This is a genomic window from Anabaena sp. UHCC 0451 (genome assembly GCF_034931405.1).
Lineage (GTDB): Bacteria > Cyanobacteriota > Cyanobacteriia > Cyanobacteriales > Nostocaceae > RDYJ01.
In genome coordinates this window covers 16,990-35,018 of the sequence record NZ_JAYGHA010000044.1, presented here as the reverse complement: position 1 = coordinate 35,018, position 18,029 = coordinate 16,990, and the positions used below count along the sequence as shown (strand labels likewise).

At 38.1% G+C, this 18,029-nt stretch carries 10 protein-coding genes; 6 read left to right on the top strand and 4 right to left on the bottom strand.

What is annotated here, in order from left to right; all coding sequences use genetic code 11:
• Positions 1-48 precede the first annotated feature (48 nt).
• Positions 49-2,193, bottom strand: coding sequence for a peptidase domain-containing ABC transporter (locus tag VB694_RS23120; protein ID WP_323362688.1), 2,145 nt, complete (start codon positions 2,191-2,193; stop codon positions 49-51).
• A gap of 188 nt (positions 2,194-2,381) precedes the next feature.
• Positions 2,382-5,573, bottom strand: coding sequence for a type 2 lanthipeptide synthetase LanM family protein (locus VB694_RS23115; protein ID WP_323362687.1), 3,192 nt, complete (start codon positions 5,571-5,573; stop codon positions 2,382-2,384).
• Between the two features lie 109 nt (positions 5,574-5,682).
• Between VB694_RS23115 and VB694_RS23110 the strand changes: the two genes are divergently transcribed.
• Entirely contained in the window at positions 5,683-7,380 is a 1,698-nt protein-coding gene (locus VB694_RS23110; RefSeq protein WP_323362686.1) for an iron uptake porin, read from the top strand.
• A gap of 540 nt (positions 7,381-7,920) precedes the next feature.
• Complete coding sequence (locus tag VB694_RS23105) at positions 7,921-10,542, top strand: chloride channel protein (RefSeq protein ID WP_323362685.1); 2,622 nt, start codon at positions 7,921-7,923, stop codon at positions 10,540-10,542.
• Between the two features lie 149 nt (positions 10,543-10,691).
• Here VB694_RS23105 and VB694_RS23100 read toward each other — a convergent pair whose 3' ends face one another.
• Entirely contained in the window at positions 10,692-10,901 is a 210-nt protein-coding gene (locus VB694_RS23100; protein WP_323362684.1) for a hypothetical protein, read from the bottom strand.
• A gap of 236 nt (positions 10,902-11,137) precedes the next feature.
• Between VB694_RS23100 and VB694_RS23095 the strand changes: the two genes are divergently transcribed.
• The 4 genes from VB694_RS23095 (at position 11,138) to VB694_RS23080 (ending at position 14,486) form a co-directional block, all read left to right on the top strand.
• Complete coding sequence (locus tag VB694_RS23095) at positions 11,138-13,297, top strand: Tex family protein (RefSeq protein ID WP_323362683.1); 2,160 nt, start codon at positions 11,138-11,140, stop codon at positions 13,295-13,297.
• 100 nt (positions 13,298-13,397) lie between these two features.
• Complete coding sequence (locus VB694_RS23090; RefSeq protein WP_323362682.1) at positions 13,398-13,724, top strand: 2Fe-2S iron-sulfur cluster-binding protein; 327 nt, start codon at positions 13,398-13,400, stop codon at positions 13,722-13,724.
• Positions 13,725-13,876: 152 nt separating this feature from the next.
• Positions 13,877-14,263 (top strand): phage holin family protein, encoded by a 387-nt coding sequence (locus VB694_RS23085; RefSeq protein ID WP_323362691.1) that lies wholly within the window; start codon positions 13,877-13,879, stop codon positions 14,261-14,263.
• A gap of 34 nt (positions 14,264-14,297) precedes the next feature.
• The gene (locus tag VB694_RS23080; RefSeq protein WP_323362681.1) at positions 14,298-14,486 is read left to right on the top strand and encodes a YqaE/Pmp3 family membrane protein; all 189 of its coding nucleotides are present in this window, start codon (positions 14,298-14,300) and stop codon (positions 14,484-14,486) included.
• Positions 14,487-14,917: 431 nt separating this feature from the next.
• Here the strand turns inward: VB694_RS23080 and VB694_RS23075 are convergent, their stop codons facing one another.
• Positions 14,918-17,848, bottom strand: a complete 2,931-nt coding sequence (locus VB694_RS23075) for a cation-transporting P-type ATPase (RefSeq protein WP_323362680.1) — start codon at positions 17,846-17,848, stop codon at positions 14,918-14,920.
• Positions 17,849-18,029 lie beyond the last annotated feature (181 nt).

The window sequence follows — 18,029 nt, the reverse complement described above, 5'->3', positions numbered from 1 at the left end:
TTAAACCGTATAATTTCGTAATCGTGAAATTCCTCTGTTTTTGTGACTCTAGGGAATTAAAAAGTCTAAATGCTCACCTGGGATATTCAGTAGTTCTGCGTGAGTACCTTGTAACGTTAATTTCCCAGAATCTAACAATATAATCCAATCTGCGCGTTTAATAACTCTAGGACGATGACTAATTAAAATAGTTGTTTTTCCCTGACGATAAGTGAGTAATTTATCTAAAACTAAACTTTCACTTACAGGATCTAAACCGGCAGTAGATTCATCTAAAATCAAGATGGGAGGATTAGTAACAATACCTCTAGCTATAGCTAATCTTTGTTTTTGTCCACCAGAAAGATTTGCACCAAATTCACCTAAAATAGTTTGATATTTTTCTGGTAATTTGCTAATAAACGTATCCGCATCTGCAACTTGACAAGCAGTGACTATTTGCTCAAAAGTAACTTGAGGACAACCAAGAGATAGGTTATCTAAAATAGAACGACTCCAAAAATGTGCATCTTGAGGAACTAAAACTATTTGTTGACGCAAGCAACTAGGATCAATATCTGATAAATTGTAGTGATGAATGCGAATATTCCCAGACTGCGGATAATATAAACTCCCAATTAATTTTGCTAAGGTACTTTTACCACATCCAGATTTACCAATAACTGCAATTACTTTTCCACCGGGTAAAGTGAGGGAAAAATCCTTTAATAAATCAACTCTACCAGCATGATGAAAATTGATATCTGTACAAACAATATCCGCATTTTCAGGAATATTCACAAAGGGTTTTTGTGTAACTTGTGAAAATTCAGGAGTTGAGTTAATAACTTCATTTAATCTTTCCGTTGCAGCTTGAGCGCGGGTAAATTCTGTTAAGAACCGAACACAGGTATTAACGAAATTGAGAATGTTTGTATTTAAACTATTAAAAGCTAATAATTGACCTATGGAAATTTCCCGATTAATGACTAAAATACTACCATACCAAAGTAGAATAATTCCCCCAGCAGTGGATACCCAATTAGAAAAAATGGTATTTGTTAAAACAATTTGTACAGTGCGAAACATTAAATTTGATTGTCTTCCATAACGAGCTTGAAATTCTGGCCATAACTCTGGTGCAGCGTTGGTAGTTTTGACAACTAATGCACCTTTAAAGGTTTCTACTAACACACCTTGATTTTCAGAAACTACACCTAAAACTGTGCGGATTTTTTGCTGTAAATTGGGAAAAGACAGGACGGTAGAAATAGTCATGAACACAGCAATAAATATTGATGATAAAGTCAGTTGGGGACTATAAAATAACATCAAAATCAAGGAAGTAAGAGCAATCAATAACTGACTGGGTAAAGTTATTCCTACTTGAGAAACCAATTGATTAATAGTTTGAATATCTCTTAATCTACTGACTACTTCACCACTGCGACGAGATTCATAATAAGATAATGGTAAACGTAAAATATTACTGGTAAACTCCCAGACTAAATCTAATTCTAAGCGATGAGCAAAATGGGAGACTAAATTACCTTGTACCCATTGTAAACAACTACTAATTAAACTCATGGTTAATATTCCCAGAGCAATACCTGTTAATAATTGAGTATCTCCACGTATTAAAACATCATCTGTGAGAATTTGAATCAAAAAAGGTAATAAGAGGGAAAGTAAACCAACAACAAAATTTATTAGTAAAGCTTCTGTGAGAACAAAGCGATAGTTAACCAGACGTTGAATGAGTTGTTTAAAACCTCCTACCAATTCTCTATCATCTAGTTGTGCTAAAAAATCTGGACGGGGTTCTAATAGCAACATGACGCTATTTTTCCAACCAGTTAATAAAGCTTCTTTGGTTAAATATCTAATTCCCACTAGGGGGTCTGCGATGATATATTTTTGCTGTTTCTTTCCATATAATACTGTCCAATGATTCCCTTTCCAATGAATAATTGCTGGAAGGGGAATTTGTTGTTTATCTACTAATTCTAAAGCAGCTTTTACACCACGCGCATTAAATCCTAATACCTGCGCTCCTTGTTTAAGATTTAGTAATGTTGTTCCTAGTTGTCCTGTTCCAGATGCTGCACGTATCCGGTTAATTGTGAATATTTGTCCATAATATTTAGATATGGTTGCTAAACAAGCAGGACCACAATCTTCTTCGTTATGTTGTAGGACTATTGGGTATTTCATTAGCTCAAGTAATGACAAAAAACGTAAAGATTTAGATAAATATTAATCTAATAATTCAGGATACAGAATACAGGATTGAGAATTAATTATAGTTTTCGAGTTATTCTTGATAATTGATTTGAAAACATACTTATATAGCTCATTTCTACAAACAAATATTCTGACTCCTGACTCCTGACTCCTGACTACTAAAATAATGTTTTTGGTGGTTCAAGTAGGAGGATGGAGGGTATTTTTTCGGGGTAAGCTAAACGTAATAGTCCGTAACCAATACCTGCTAAACCTGTCATTAATCCTGGGGTTTCTATGCCTAATGGTACACCACAAAGGGGGTTGTTTGTTTGCAGAGCATTTAAAATTTGGGAGGCAATTTTTGCGGTTTCTTTTTCTAGTTCTGGGTAATCTAATTTGGTTTTTGCTGTTAATAATAAGTCAATGTTTCCTAAGTCTCCATGACAAAGACAGTGGTTATTTCCAAATCCTTGTTCGATGGTGGTTACAATGGCAGTTTCGATTTCTTTATACATTATGTTATCTAGTATATTTGCGGTAATGTCTAACCTTCCTAAAGCAATTCCGGGCGCTCCACTACACCATGCTGTCATGCAACTATTTTTGACATTTGTTTGCCGTAAATCTAACCAGTTATTCTCTTGGGGTTCAAAATGGCTGCGTTCATAGTTGATAGCTTGTATAGCTGCGGTCTCAAATTCTTGATTTCCAGTAACTACAGCTAGTTTAGAGAGCGCCCAAGCAAAACCAGCCGCCCCATGTGCAAAGCCAGTTAAGGGTTGATTTTCTCCTGCTAGTGATTGCCAACCAATACCAGTATTTTGGGTTTGTGCTTGGGTAAGAAGATGTTGACCGCATTGTATAGAAATATTCAGAATATGTTGATTTGGGTAAGTTTGATAAAAGCTTAATAAGCTACCAATACAACCAGCAGCACCCGCAATTATATCTAATTGTTGATCTTGTTCTATTAAGGGTGGGAGTTGTTCTGCTAAGATGAAAGCATTTGCAATTAAATCTGGTTCTCTCCATAAAGTTCCTAAATGGGTAAAGGTGTAAATTATCCCTCCCCAACCACTAAAAGCACCTATAAATTTGATTGAGGTTGTTGTTAGTTTGTGTTTTAAGGTTTTAATTGCTGCTTTAGCTAAATCTGTATAATTTTGATTTTGGGTGATTTCTCCCATATAAGCTAAAAATAATGCTACTCCAGGGATACCTGCGTATAGGTCTGTACCTAGAGGTGCTAATGTCCATTGCTGACTGGGGGTAAGAGTTAAACCCATCCAGTTAATAAATTCACTATTTTGATAGGATAGTATTTGTAGTCTGTTAGCAATTTTACAGGCTGCTGCTAATAATTCACTCTGGAAATTTGGGTTATTAACTTTGTTTGTATTGGGTTTTTGCCCTAATTTAATTTTATGACTATCAGCATTATCACTTATTTGTAATGTAGCTAAGGATGTTTTGATAAACCATGTTTGCTTTTCTAAGTCTTCTTGATTCAGTTTAGTTAGACGCTGATGTACTAATTCTATTCCTGATTGATGAAAAAAGTTAGGGATGTGTAATTTTGTGTCTTGATGGAATAAGTCGCGGGAATGGGGATAGGTTGTAAACAGGGGAATATCACTTTTCCATAGTGCTTCCCGTTCTGCGGTGATAATTTGACTGAGTTGAGGACGTTGTTTTACTTCTATCCAAAGTTTATCAAATAGGCGACCGCGTTCTAAGGCATCTCGCAAAAAATCAGGATGATAACTTTCTCGCAATAATAAAGCATATACTCTACTAGGTCGCATCACCACCCGTACTTTATCTTCTGCAAACTGACTTAAAATTTCTCTCAGTTCTTGCTGATGTTCTAATATAATCTCATAAATTCTTTTAAATCCATCAATTACAAACTCTGTATATTCCCAAACATTAATTTCCTGTTGATTTAATTTAGGTCTATTTTGACTACCCATCATTACAGTCTGTTGACGTTCTATCTTCATGGTGTCTGTCCCTACCTGTGATATTTTTGGGACTTTATCCGGTACTAACTGTCCTCCTGCACCTCCTAAACCACTCATATCAATTCCCGCAGCTTGCGTATTTCCCCAGACGATTTGCGGTAATAAACCAACGCGCAATACTGAATCTGCGATCATCTCTCGGTCTAAATTATCTGCTGCTATGGTTTGAGAATCACTACGAGGATGAAATAAAGATTCTAAATCTATTAATATCGGATGTTCTCCTGCTGCAATCAAGTTTTCAAAGTGAAAATCGGTAGCTTCTAGGATATGCAATAATCCTAGATAACCCCCTTGACGCTGGTAAAATCTGTTAATTTCTTCTTGGTAAGAGCAAGGATGAGAACTGACAAATTCTACCCAACCGTAATTATGATGATTTAAAATATTTAAAGTCTGAAACTTTGGTTTAAAGCCTTTTGCATTTAACCATGACAGCAGTTGTTGAAAATGCTCATCTACTGCTAAGGATCTGGGTTTATAAACTAACTGCCAACCGCTAGAAAATTGAAGTATAATAACTGACTTACCGTTATTATGGCTGTCACCTTCTCCTCGCTTGACTTTGATGAGTTTTCCAGGGTTTACAGGTGGTTGAAATTGGTAACAAATTTTTTCCCAATCTTGATCAAGATGCTGAGTAAATTCTAAGCTATTTTCTACCCAGCGATTAATTGTTTCTAAGACCTGTCTAGCTAAAACAGGGTATTCTTCCCATAATGCTAGTTGTACTTGGGGATTTTTTAACCGTTGTATAAAACTACTAAACCGCTCTTGGGAATTTTCCCCTGTTAATACACCTTGCAATCTGGCTACATTCAGTTCTAATATTAAGGTAGAGTTGAGCATTAATAGTAAATTTTCTGGTAATCCTTCTAATAAAACATCCTGAATATACCGTAAATTATCAGGCAGATTTTGTATATTATATATCTTATTTAATCCTGTTTTTAATTTAATCATACCTTGAGCAAGAAAAGGTGCGATCGCATTCAAAAACCCAAAACAAGGATGTGTAGATAAACTAGAACTACATAACAGCGTTGCAATATCTTGATCATTAAATTTTATATAAGCCTGCTCAATTTCTTTTACCCACGTCAATGGTACAGGTGCTATAGTTTGTCCTAGAATTTGGCAAAACTGCTCCTCACTAATTCCCTCAGTAGCTAATTTTTGAGCAAATAAATCTGTATCCTTCCAAATTGAATCTGATTTCCACCGTTCAAGTCCTTTTAACCCCAATTCCGTATCATAAACCACTTCCTCAGAAACACCCGCAATTCGTTCTTGTAACAACATAGCGCGAAACCAAGGGGAATCTTGACTGTTAACTTTTTTCATCTTTTTACTCACTCGGTGTTTACACTATTGCTTTAATATGATAATAATTATCATTATCGTGATACTTGTGTAAAGCAAATCCAAATTAGGGTGTATCGGTGAGGAAGTGATGTTAAAAGTTTTATTAGGTTTAGTCTTAGCAACCCCAGTAGTTTTCATATCTCCGGTAGCATGGGGAAGTGAAATAGAAGAAAATGATGCTTTAGCGCAAGTAACTTCTGTATCTCAGTTATCTGATGTACAACCCACAGACTGGGCTTTTAGTGCGTTACAATCTTTAGTAGAACGGTATGGTTGTGTAGCAGGGTATCCCAACGGTACATACCGAGGAAACCGAGCTATGACTCGTTATGAATTTGCTGCTGGTTTAAATGCTTGTTTAGATAGAGTAAATGAGCTAATAGCCACATCAACTGTGGATTTAGTTAAAAAAGAAGATTTACTTCCTATCCAACGTCTAAAAGAGGAATTTACCCCAGAATTAGCCACTTTACGCGGTAGGGTGGATGCAGTAGAAAACCGCGCCGAAATGTTAGAAAGTCAACAATTTTCCACCACAACAAAACTTTCCGGTGAAGCGATATTTGCGGTGACAGATGTGTTGAGTGGAGATAGTGATCCCTTTGGAGTGGGTGTACCACGCAACAGCACTATTTTTGCTAACAGAGTACGGCTGAATTTAGTCAGTAGTTTTACAGGACAAGATGAGCTAAAAATTAGACTCCAAGCTGGTAGCACACCACACCCACAAAGGGCGGGGGGTTTTCGCTATGGTGCAGATCCAATTTTAGCCCAGTTAAACAGTAGACAAACAACACCAGAAGGTTCACAAACCTTTAACCATGAGTTTCCAGATCAAGCAGGTAATGTAGAAATAGGTACTGTTAGTTACAAGTTTCCTGTTGGTAAAAAATTACGAGCGGCTGTATTTGCTAATAGGGGAGAACACGTAGACTATTTACCTAATGTATTTAGTAAATTTAATGATGAAGATGGTGGTTCTGGTTCACTTTCCACCTTTGGTCAATATAGCCCTATTTATCGGATTGTTTCCAATGGTGCGGGTTTAGGATTAAATTATGAGTTGAGTTCGGGAATTAACTTAACTTTAGGTTATTTAGCTCCCAATGCCGAAAGTCCAGAAAATTTAACTCCTGATAGCAGTAATGGAACGACAGCAGGAGGTTTATTTAATGGTCGCTACTCAGCTTTAGCACAATTAAGCATTAAACCTAGTAGAAATTTAGCTTTTGGCTTAACTTATGTCAACGGTTATACAGCAGGAACACCCACTTTCCTCAATGATGTGGGAACAATTGCGGCAAATTCACCGAGTTTAATTTCCGATAATTCCCGCAGAGAAATTAACGCTTATGGTGTAGCTGGTTTGTGGGAAGTTTCGCCGAAATTTACCGTTAATGGTTGGTTTATGTATGCTAACCAACAAGGTAAATCTGCGGACACGGAGAACGAAAGTGCAGATGTTTACAGTTATGCGATCGCTCTAGGTTTTCCTGATTTGGGTAAAGAAGGTAATTTAGGAGGTATTGTAGTTGGTGTTCCTCCTTATGCTACTCGTTCTGGTATTGCTTCACCTGCTTTTAGAGCATTCTTCGGTGGTGCAACTGACTTAATTAGCACTATCCCCAATCGTGCCACACCGTTGCATTTGGAAGCCTTTTATAAGTATAAATTAAATGATCATATTTCCATTACCCCTGGTGTAATTTGGCTAGTTGCTCCCAACCAAACCAGTAATAATCCAGATGTAGTTATTGGTACGGTGAGAACTACCTTCACGTTTTAAGAGAAAATTAGCGTTGAATAAATTAATATCAAAACCGCGACTGCGGCATTGCGCCACACCCGCTGCAGATCGCCTCTCTTAATTTTTAGAGGTTCAATCATTACAATTACCTACCAGTTAAAAAACTCTATTTCATTTTAATATCGGTCCTTTAATTGAATTAACTGGATTTACTTTTGCTGAAGCTAAAGATGCTTTAATTCCGGGATTACAAGGAAAAGTAGGCAATCCTGAAGAGATTTTAAAACAAGTTTTATATTGGACAGGAGGACAACCTTTTTTAACTCAAAAATTGTGTGGTTTAATTGTTCAACATCCTGAAAGTCAAATCTTGAATATTGAACTATTAGTAACAATACTATTGCCAATTTTCTCAAATATGTCTGAAACCCAATAAAATCGTGACGATATCAATAGGGTTTCAGGGTTTTGGCAATAGTATTGTTAAATGTAGATAATTTACTAACACAAAGCTACACTTGGCTAAAAGATTATTTCAAAAATCATCCTCAATCTTGATAAGATGAGAATTTAAAATTTATGATTTCCCCGGACATACTAACCCAGCGGTTTCGCAACTTATGGCAGTCTAAAAAAGGTTTAGCAATATCCTTGATAGGCAACCCTAACGCTGAAGCTTGTATGATTGGAATTGTTGCCGCTTTGTCGGCGGTGTTACTGAAACAGGGTTCAGGATGGTTGGGAACATGGCGCGTTCACAGCACCCAATTTTTACCTGCTTGGCTAACTTTACCCTTAATAGGCATGAGTTTTGGGTTTTTAGCTGGTTGGTTGGTGCAGAGGTTAGCACCAGAAGCAGCGGGTAGTGGTATTCCTCAAGTTAAAGCCAGTCTAGCCAATATACCAATCAAGTTATCCTGGCGGGTAGCATTTATCAAGTTACTCAGTGCTATCATCGCCTTGGGTTCGGGTCTCACATTAGGAAGACAAGGTCCCACGGTTCAAGTCGGTGCAGGTTTAGCAGCAGGAATGAGTCGCTGGGTTCCCACTTCCCCAGATCATCGTCGTCAAATGATTGCTGCGGGTGCGGGTGCTGGTTTATCCGCTGCTTTTAACGCCCCCATTGCAGGGGTATTATTTATTATTGAAGAGTTACTACAAGATGTATCAGGACTAACTTTAGGAACTGCAATTATCGCCTGTTTTATTGGTGGGGTAATTTCCCGGTTGTTAGGTGGTGGGAGTTTGGAATTGAACTTGGAATTAATGAATTATTCTAGCCAGTTCTCTCTGCTAGAAATTCCTATTTTCTTACTTTTGGGTATTTTGGCAGGTTTGCTGGGTGCTGTATTTAATCAGGGTTTAATTTTTAGTATTAAAACTTATCGGAGATTGCATATTAGCTTACCTTTACGAGTAGCTTTAGCTGGCTTGGTTTCTGGTTTAATTGTGGCTTTACTCCCTGAATATTATCGTGATAATGCTGGTTTACGGGAGTATATGATTGCTAGTCAACCTAATCTTCTTTTGGCAATTATTACTTTTATTTCCCAATTTATTTTAACTTTAATTGCTTTTGGTTCGGGCGCACCAGGGGGTTTATTTGCACCTAGTTTGATCTTAGGTTCTTGTTTAGGTCACATAGTTGGGGTGTGTGAGTTTCAACTTTGGGGTTTAGGTTCTCCTACTACCTACGCTTTAGCAGGAATGGGGGGATTTTTTAGCGCGGTTTCTAAAGTCCCAATTACTGCTATTGTGATTGTGTTTGAAATGACGACAGATTTCAATTTAGTATTACCTTTAATGATTGTTTCTGTCACATCCTATTTAGTAGCAGATAAGGTAGTACCTGGTTCACTGTATGACAAACTTTTACAATTGAATGGGATTAAAATTCAAAAAAATGCTCCCATAGAAGGAATATTAACTCATTTAACAGCCCAGGATGTCATGCAGCAACGGGTGGAAACTCTAGATACAGAAATGTCTATAGATGAAGTTATTCAAGCCTTTTCTCGTTCTCATCATCGGGGGTTTCCGGTGGTTGAAGAAAGCAAATTGGTAGGAATTGTCACCCAATCAGATTTACAAAATCGTCACTCACCCAACCATTCGGCTTTAAGGGAAATCATGACACCTGAACCGGTGACAGTTAGACCTAAGCAAACACTGGGTGATGTTTTATATTTATTAGACCGCTATCAAATTAGTCGTTTACCAGTGGTGGAAAGAAAAAAACTAATTGGCATTATTACCCGTGCAGATATAATTCGAGCAGAAGCAGATCATCTTAATTGTGAAAGTGGAGTTTCTGGACCCCAACCAGAACCATCTTATGTAGTATACCAAACGCGATCGCCTAGTATTGGTAGAGGTAGATTATTAGTAACAGTAGCGAACCCAGAAACAGCAGATACTTTATTACAAATGGCTATTACTATTGCTCGCGATCGCCATTATGAATTAGAGTGTTTACAAATTATTTTAGTATCCCGTCATAGTTCCCCATCGGAAACAGAAGTAAGAACCACAAAAAGTCGTCGTTTACTCAAACACGCGGAAGCTTTAGCCAAAAAATCTCACATTCCCATTCATACACAAATACGAGTTGCCCATGATGTTGCCCAAGCGATTTTAGAAACAATTAAAGAACGACACATAGATTTAATTTTCATGGGTTGGAAAGGAAATACTTCTACCCCTGGTAGGATTTTTGGCACAGTTGTAGATACCATAATTCGTCAAGCTGCCTGTGATGTTGTCTTAGTAAAATTAGGGAATATTTCCGATTCTTCCCATTTTAACCGTTGGTTAGTACCAATGGCAGGGGGACCAAATGCACCTATAGCAATTAAATTATTACCGGCTTTAGTAACATTAGGAAATGATGCCGAAATTCGTCTCACTCAAGTTTTTAAACCATCAGAATTACAACCAGATATGAAGGTTTTAGAAGAATCTACTCGTCAATTAATGCGTCATCGCAACTTACAGAGTAACGTTATAGCTGAACCTATACAAGCTGATTCTGTTTGCGAGGGAGTAATTAATTTAGTGAAAACAGAAGGTTATGATGTTGTTGTTTTGGGTGCTTCTCGTGAGGGTTTATTACAACAAGCAATTCAAGGTAATATTCCCGAAACTATTGCTTCTGGTATTGAAAGTACAGTAATTTTAGTGAGAGGGGAAATTAATTCATAATTCATAATTCATAATTCATAATTCATAACTTACTTACTTGGGTAAGTGACTTACCCAAACACCATGATCGCAATTCCCATTCAAGTGAGGTACAAACACTAATAATTAAACGCAGATGGACGCAGATCAACGCAGATAATTGTGTACTGTTAATAAGTTTTCCGCAACAGTTTATTAGAAAAGAAAATTACAAAAACTAACAAACCTAACTGAATTTGCCAAGGTGCTAAAATGAGGCTCAAAATCAGCGTGACTGCTGTAAACACACCTGCAATATAAGCAATCTCATCATTCTCTTTGTTCAAAAAATAACCAGTGATAAAACCAGTACATAATGGAATCAGAAAAAATAGAGGCATTTTACAAAATCCTGAATTAACAGCCTAATGGTTGAAATCTATAAATTCAACCTATACTAGAAATAAGAATTAATTATACACTTAAGTATGTTTTCTTGACAATACTTTGTTTAAACTTAGGATATGAATCGGCTCAGATGAAGTAATTTGGTAGATTATCTGAGTTTCCTGGCTTTTACTGGCATATTGATCCAGCATATTACCTTTTTAAGTAGCATTTTTAACTGAAATACTCAATGTTGAACATTCCTCAACTACTAGCAACTGAACTAGAACTTAAACCCCATCAGGTGCAGAACGCACTGGAACTTTTGGCTGAAGGTGCAACAATTCCCTTTATTGCACGTTACCGCAAAGAACGCACTAACGAGATGAATGAAGTGCAGTTGCGAGATTTATCTGACAGGTATACATACTTAACAGAATTAGAAGAAAGAAAGCAGGTGATTTTAAATGCGATCGCCCAACAAGATAAACTCACAGATGAACTACAAAATAAAATCGCTTCCTGTTTGCAAAAAACAGAACTTGAGGATTTATATCTACCATACAAACCAAAACGTCGTACCCGTGCAACTATCGCTAGAGAGAAAGGACTAGAACCTTTAGCAGCATTTATTAAATCATTAAATGTGAAAAATGGTGTAGCATCTGACCTAGCAGCAGAAGCAGCGAAATATGTTTCTGAAGAAAAAGCTGTAAAAACCCCAGAGGAAGCATTAAAAGGCGCATCAGACATCTTAGCCGAAGAAGTTGCCGAAAAAGCAGAATTACGCGCCTATTTACGGGATTATTTATTAGCAGAAGGCTTGTTTATTTCCCGCATTAAAGATGAACATCCCGAAGGTACAACCAAATTTGAAATGTACCGTAACTATCAAATCAAAGTGAAAAACATCGCCCCCCATAATATGCTGGCTTTGTGTCGGGGAGAAGCTGAGAAAATCTTAAACTTTGAAATTGCTTTTGATGAAGATTTTGTACTTTCCTATTTAGAATCCCAAGAAATTAAAACCAAAGTTAGAAACATCAGAGATTTTTATCAAGCAATGTTAAAAGATGCCTTTAACCGCTTAATGAAAACCTCTCTAATAGGAGAAGTAATTTCTGAAAAAAAAACTTATTCTGATATTGAATCCATCAAAACCTTTGAAACAAACTTGCGGGAATTACTGCTATCTGCACCCGCAGGAATGAAACCAACTTTAGCCCTAGATCCAGGTTTTAGAACTGGTTGTAAAGTTGCAGTTTTGGATCAAACAGGTCAATTTTTAGAATATCAAGCCGTATTTCCGCACCAAGCAGCAGAACAACGGAAAAAAGCAGCACAAACCATCAAAAACCTCATCGAAAAATACAAAATTGAATTAATAGCCATTGGTAACGGAACAGCATCCCGTGAAACAGATGAATTTGTCACAGAAGTATTAGCAAATTGCGATCGCAAACCAGTTAAAGTAATGGTAAATGAATCTGGTGCTTCCATATATTCAGCCAGCAAAGTTGCATTAGAAGAGTTTCCCGAATTAGATATTACAGTCAGAGGTGCAATTAGCATCGGGAGAAGATTACAAGATCCCTTAGCCGAATTAGTAAAAATTGATCCTAAATCAATTGGAGTCGGACAATATCAGCACGACGTTGATCAAAAATTGCTGAAAAAGAAACTCGATGAAACAGTAGAAAGTTGTGTCAACTATGTGGGAGTAGATTTAAACACCGCTTCCAAAGAATTGCTAACATTTGTTTCAGGAATTACCCCCACAGTTGCTAACAACATTATCACCTATCGCAACCAAAACGGCGCTTTCAAAAATCGTAAACAACTCTTAAAAGTAGCAAAACTTGGACCCAAAGCCTTTGAACAAGCAGCAGGTTTTTTGAGAATTAGAGACGGAGAAAACCCCTTAGATAATACCGCAGTTCACCCAGAAAGTTATCCTGTAGTTGAGGCGATCGCTAAAGATTTACAAGTACCATTAAAACAGGTAACACAAATAGCTGAAAACCTGAAAAAAACCAACATCAAAAAATACGTCACTGATACAATTGGTGAACCAACACTGCGCGACATTCTCAGCGAATTAGAAAAGCCAGGAAGAGATCCCCGTGCAGAATTTAAGTATGCGACATTCAAAGAGGGAATCAAAGAAATTAGAGATTTAAGCGTAGGAATGGAACTAGAAGGAATTGTCACCAACGTTGCTAACTTCGGTGCATTTGTTGATATCGGCGTACATCAAGATGGCTTAATTCACATATCCCAACTAGCAGATAGATTTGTTGATGATCCTAATAAAATAGTCAAAGTTGGACAAGTTGTAAAAGTCAGAGTTTTAGAAATCAACGAGAAATTAAAACGCATTGGTTTATCAATGAAAGCAGTCAAACAATAGAAGAAAAGCTCAAGCAAAGGCGCAAAGAAAGTTTTTCTTCAATTCTCTCTGCGTCTCTGCGTCTCTGCGTGAAAAAATAAATAAACAACCCAAAATTGATATGACAGTTTATCAAGTTAGATTCATCAACGACAAACTAGGATTAGATCGGACAATTCAAATACCAGATGATCAATATATAATCGACATAGCAGAAGAAGCGGGTATTCGTTTACCATCAGGTTGTAAACAAGGAGAATGTTCAGCTTGTGTCGCTAAACTTATTAGTGGTGAAATTGATCAAAGTGAGCAAAAATTTCTCCGTCCCCAGGAAATCCAAGGTGGTTATGTTGTTACTTGTGTAACATATCCCTTATCTGATTGTGTATTGGAAACCCACCAAGAACAACTTTTATATAAATCTTCCCTATATTATAAACCTGAATAATCGAGGGTTTTAGATCCCCGACTTCTTCGATAAGTCGGGGATCTTGTTGCAAAAAATACTCCTTTTGATATACATCAATCCCTATCTATTAATAGAGGTTAAAACTGCAATTTTATTTAAATATGGAGGTAGCAGTTACAGAGGTAAAAATAATGTGGGCGACATTCTTAACCGCACTCGCTACAGCATTAAGCTTGTTGATTGTTGATATAATCTTTCCAGGGGTTAGAATTGCCAATTTCCCCGCAGCTTTAATTGCAGGTTTAGTGATTGGTTTGATTAATACTGGAGTTAAACCTATTATTTCTACCCTATCTTTACCATTGACATTTGTAACTTTAGGTGGATTTTCTTTAGTCGTTAATGGAATTTGTTTTTGGTTAGCATCAGTTTTAGTTCCTGGGTTTAGAGTCCAAGGAATTATTGCTTTTATTCTCGCTCCAGTAGTCCTATCTTTGGCTAATACATTCATTAGCAAATACTTTGCAGAAAAGAATATGGGCTTACAAAGCAATACTAATGTTACCACTGAATCTTAAATCAATGTAATTTTGAAAGAATAGCAATAATACCATGAAATTAACTCGTTTGCTGCTTGGTTTATTCTTACCTCCTGTGGGAGTATTTCTAACCGCTGGTGTGGGTCCAACTTTGATCATTAACATTTTGCTAACTCTTCTCGGTTGGCTTCCCGGTAGTATTCATGCACTTTGGGTAATTACTAAGCATGAAGAAGAATTACATAGAGGGGAAGGTGTTTAGAGAGTTTACGATGTATTTGATATTGGTGAAATAAGGGCGGGCAAGGATGCCCACCCCACAAAAAAAATTATTTAGGGGCTGCTGAATAAATCTCAAAACATTACAGGTAAACGGTTTTAGACATTTTGATTTTCAGAAAGTGCAAGATTTTATGACGTGGGAACTTGAAAACCTTGCATTTAAGTTTGATGCAAAGGAAAAATCTCTCCCATCCAACTCTTGAAACTGTTCCCTGTTCCCTGTTCCCTGTTCCCTGTTCCCTGTTCCCTGTTCCCTGTCTCCACGAAAAGACTTTCTCAGCAAACCCTATTTAATTTACATTTATTGGTAAAATATGAAGCTGCATAGAATCAGATTTCAAGAATAATTGTAGCTTGCTTCCCGAAGGGTACGCAGATAAACGCAGATTAACACAGATAAAGACGGATGATTTAATTTTGATGGTTGACGCTGCCAAGCATTCGCTTTCTCAATTCGTCAGCCATTAAAATGAACGGTGGACACAACAATAACATCAATAAATAAGATGGTTTTAAAGCTGCTGTCGAGAAAACTTTTTGCAAACTAGGATAATAAATAATAGAGAGAATCAAAAACCATTCCACAGCAATTCCCCACCAAATGAAGCGGTTAGTAAAAAAGCCCAAACGCAAAATTGAAAATCGTTCCGAACGACAGGCAAAAACGTTACCATCTTGACAGGCAACTATTACCGCTAAAGTCATAGTTGTTGCTTGATAATAAATCGCCATTATCGTAGCATCTGCTGAGTGAGATAAAATACTAGGACTGAGTGCTTGTAATTGCGGAAGGTTATAACCATTTGTCCACCAAACAAAGAAAAATCCCGCCATCCCTGCTAAACCTTCCAGCAGTCCTAAAAAGCAGTAAGCACGCAGTAATAAAGGTAAATCTAGCAAAGGTTGGTTTTTTTTCCGTGGTGGTAACTCCATTGAACCAGCTTCCGGTTTTTCTGCCCCTAATGCCAGTGCGGGCAGCATATCTGTACCTAAATCAATGGCTAATATTTGTAAAATTACCAATGCTGGGGGTATTTTCAGAAACACCATTGCCAGGAAGGGTAAAAACTCCGCCATGTTGGAAGCGAGAATATAAGTCATGAACTTACGGATGTTCTGATACACTGCCCTACCCTGTTCAATTGCAGAGACGATGGTGGCAAAGTTATCATCTATCAGCACAATATCCGCAGCTTCACGGGCAACATCTGTACCGCTAATTCCCATAGCAATGCCAATATTCGCAGCACGTAAAGCGGGGGCATCGTTGACACCATCACCAGTAACAGCGACGACATGACCCAGGGTTTTGTATGCTTCAACTAATCTGAGTTTCTGTTCTGGCATCACCCTGGCAAATACTAACCCGGTTTTGTGCTTATTCAGTATTTGCCGTAGTTGCGTATCAGAAAGATGTCCTAATTGTTCACCGGTGATAATTCTGGGTTTACCGTTGGCTAAACCAATACGTTGGGCGATCGCAGCAGCAGTTAACCCATAATCACCCGTAATCATAGTAACTTGAATACCGGCACGATGACAAAGAGCGATCGCATCCGCAACTTCTGGACGTGGTGGATCAATCATCCCCACCAACCCCAAAAAAGTCAAATCCTGTTCTAACAAATTATTATCTAGCTGATTTAATTCCGCCCCACCTTGCCTTGTCGCCACCCCTAAAACACGATAACCTTGACTTGCTAATTGATCATTAGCCGCCACAACTTCCTCACGCTGAGTTTCCGTCAATTCCAGCTTTTCCCCAGGCTGCCATAAATACCGCGAATGCTGCAATACATCCAAAGTTGATCCCTTAGTAAAAATCAAATACTGGGAATTTTCATGATCATCCGAATCTAAAAGCCCCACACCCTCATGAGACTGTGCCAAATTCCTTCCTGCCTCTGCGTCCTCTGCGTCTCTGCGGTTCGTTAATCCAAAAATTGAGTCCCTATCTATACAGGATTGGTATAACAAAACCGTCATCATCCGCCGATGAGAATCAAAAGGTATTTCCCGAACCCTTGGCGCTTGCTGTTGCAACTCCTCCAACTTCAAACCCGCCTTAATTGCAGCCACCAATAACGCCCCTTCCGTAGGATCACCCAAGACTTGCCATTGATTGGAATTGGGAGGATGATTTAACCGCGCATTAGAACAAAGCGCCGCACCAGCCAACATTAACCGCACCTCATTTCTCTGTGTTCTCTGCGCCTCTGTGGTTCGTAACTCTTCCGTAATAACTTCCACCTCTCCCTTCGGTTCATAACCCACCCCAGTCACATTAATATTAGTATTAGGAATCCACAATTGGCGGACAGTCATTTCATTTTTAGTTAAAGTCCCAGTTTTGTCAGTGCAAATCACAGTAACTGCACTCAGAGTTTCCACCGCAGACAGCCGCCGCACCAAAGCATTTTGGGTAGCCATGCGCTTGACACCAATTGCTAAGGCTAGACTCACAGTAGGTAATAAACCTTCGGGGACAAATGCCACAATAATACCAATGGCAAAAATGAAACTTTCTTTGAGTTGCATTCCTACCAGCAACTTAGTGAGTAAAAATATCACCACGCCCATACTCAAAGCAATGATGGTAATAATGTGAACTACCCTAGAAATCTGCACTTCTAAAGTGCTGGCTTCCCGCTTCACATGGGCGGTGAGATGGGCTACTTGACCAAATTCTGTATGCGTGCCTGTGGCATATACTACCGCCAGTCCCCGACCTGCTGCCACGGTAGAACCTGCAAATACTAAGTTACTGGCTTCTGAAGCATGGATATTTGCGGCGGTGACAGGTTCGCTAATGCGGGGAACGGGCAAAGATTCCCCTGTGAGTACGGAAACATCTACATATAAAGATTGACTTTCAATAATTCTGGCATCAGCAGATATTTTATCACCTTCTTCTAACTGCATGACATCGCCGCTAACTAATTCACGGGCAGCAATTACAGACAATTTCCCATCTCGAAAAACTTTGGCTTGGGAAGGTAAGATTTTTTTCAGGGCTGATAAAGCTTTTTCCGCTTGATATTCCTGCCAAAAACTAAAAATAGCATTAATCCAAATTACTGCCCAAATTGCCCAACCTAATTCTGGTGTTTGGGAAATAAAAGCTAATATTCCCGCTACCCACAACAGCAAGGCCATGAAATGGGTTAATTGGTCGGTGAAACGCAGAATTAAAGGGCGTGTTTGGGGTTCGGGAAGTTCGTTATAACCAGATTGTTTTAATCTTAAATTAGCTTCTGCCTCGCTAATACCTTGGGGAGTTGTTGTTAGTGTTTTGTAGACATCTGTAGGTGTCAGCGTCCAAATATGAAAGTTGGAATTCATTCTTTCAGCACCAATCCGGTTGACTGATACTAGAGCCTAAGTTTATACTTCTTCATCTGTCTGAGGTGTGGTCATCTGTCTGAGGTGAGAGGTATGTTTTTGAGGGTTAACTGTCTGAATCAGGATTTACAGGATTTTAGTTTGTGGTCAAAAATCCCGGACTTCTAAACATAATTAATTG

Excerpts from the sequence above, each read along its gene's own strand:
- VB694_RS23110 (WP_323362686.1), top strand. The coding sequence starts at position 5,683 with ATGTTAAAAGTTTTATTAGGTTTAGTCTTAGCAACCCCAGTAGTTTTC.
- VB694_RS23095 (WP_323362683.1), top strand. The coding sequence starts at position 11,138 with ATGTTGAACATTCCTCAACTACTAGCAACTGAACTAGAACTTAAACCC.
- VB694_RS23090 (WP_323362682.1), top strand. The coding sequence starts at position 13,398 with ATGACAGTTTATCAAGTTAGATTCATCAACGACAAACTAGGATTAGAT.
- VB694_RS23080 (WP_323362681.1), top strand. The coding sequence starts at position 14,298 with ATGAAATTAACTCGTTTGCTGCTTGGTTTATTCTTACCTCCTGTGGGA.
- VB694_RS23105 (WP_323362685.1), top strand. The coding sequence starts at position 7,921 with ATGATTTCCCCGGACATACTAACCCAGCGGTTTCGCAACTTATGGCAG.
- VB694_RS23120 (WP_323362688.1), bottom strand. The coding sequence starts at position 2,193 with ATGAAATACCCAATAGTCCTACAACATAACGAAGAAGATTGTGGTCCT.
- VB694_RS23085 (WP_323362691.1), top strand. The coding sequence starts at position 13,877 with ATGTGGGCGACATTCTTAACCGCACTCGCTACAGCATTAAGCTTGTTG.
- VB694_RS23075 (WP_323362680.1), bottom strand. The coding sequence starts at position 17,848 with ATGAATTCCAACTTTCATATTTGGACGCTGACACCTACAGATGTCTAC.
- VB694_RS23115 (WP_323362687.1), bottom strand. The coding sequence starts at position 5,573 with ATGAAAAAAGTTAACAGTCAAGATTCCCCTTGGTTTCGCGCTATGTTG.
- VB694_RS23100 (WP_323362684.1), bottom strand. The coding sequence starts at position 10,901 with ATGCCTCTATTTTTTCTGATTCCATTATGTACTGGTTTTATCACTGGT.